General features: G+C 74.0%; 1 protein-coding gene and 1 pseudogene. Both read right to left on the bottom strand.

Features of this window, described 5'->3' with window-relative positions:
* On the bottom strand, nt 1-949 hold a 949-nt coding region (locus R6V09_RS53600; RefSeq protein ID WP_317888620.1), incomplete at its 3' end, for a cobalt-precorrin 5A hydrolase.
* Nucleotides 946-1,128 (bottom strand): annotated as a pseudogene (locus R6V09_RS53595) (bifunctional cobalt-precorrin-7 (C(5))-methyltransferase/cobalt-precorrin-6B (C(15))-methyltransferase); the annotation flags it as partial. The pseudogene R6V09_RS53595 and the gene R6V09_RS53600, both read right to left, overlap by 4 nt.

The raw sequence follows: 1,128 nt of genomic DNA, 5'->3' as shown, positions 1-1,128 counted from the left end.
GAGGTAGGGACGGTCCCGCAGGGCGCGCCATCGCGGGCTGTCCGTCGGCGCGCTCCGACTTCCGCTTGGGGACGAGGAGTTGGCCCCCGCCGACGAGCGCGGCGGCCTCCGCCACGGACGGCGTGCCCACGGCGGCGAGCGGCGCGTCGGAGGGGTTGGGCACCTCCACGGCGGCCAACTCCCCGGCGGAGTACGTCACCAGCGGCACACCGAGCCGCTGGGCCGCCTGGACGATGCCGGGCTCCTCCGCCTTGGCGTCGACGGTGGCGAGTTCGGCGATGTTCCCGACGGACAGTCCCGCCTCACGCAGAGCGTCCGAGACCAGCGCGAGCACCTCGTTCACGGGCGCACTCCTGGACGCGCCGATGCCGATGACGAGGGACGGCGGTCGCAGCACGACCTCCCGTTCGGCGGGCTCGACCGCGCGATCGGTGACGCGGATGACGTAGGCGCCGTGGTCCGACACCTTCAGCGGCGGCAGCGGCCACGCCAACTCGGCGTCCAGGGACACGGGTTCGCCGTCGAGCAGAGCCCGCGAGACGCCCGCGACATCGCCCTCCACCGGGAACCCGAGCGTGTCGAGACCGGGCACGCCGACCGCGTCCGTGGCCGTGGTCACGACGGGCTGGGCGGCCAGCAACTCGCCGACCTCCCCGGCGAGTTCATTGGCCCCGCCACCATGCCCGCCGACCAGCGACACGGCGAACCGTCCGCCCTCGTCGACGCACACGACCCCCGGGTCGGTCCGCTTGTCGCCCAACAGCGGGGCGATCAGCCGTACTACGGCTCCCGTGGCGAGGAAACACACGAGCTGCTCGCACTCCGCGAACGCGGCCCGGACGGCGTCCCCGACGGGACCCTCGTACACGCGCGTACGGTCCGGCCACGCGGCGGCCAGCCGGTCCCGCGCACCCGCGCCCGCCGCGGTGGCGGAAATGAGGCCGATCACTGAGCAACTCCTTCAACAGGTGCCGGGGGCCGGACGCCCCACAGCAGGAAAACGGGATTGGTAGCGGCCAGCCGGGTCACGTCCCCCGGCAGTGGCGCGAGCCGGGACGACTGCAACAGCACCCCGTCGACCGTGAACCCGGCACCGCCGAGTGCCTCGCGCACCGCCGGTACCCGGTC

It is taken from the genome of Streptomyces sp. W16 (genome assembly GCF_033194735.1).
Lineage (GTDB): Bacteria > Actinomycetota > Actinomycetes > Streptomycetales > Streptomycetaceae > Streptomyces.
This window is presented reverse-complemented; position numbering and strand designations above follow the sequence as displayed.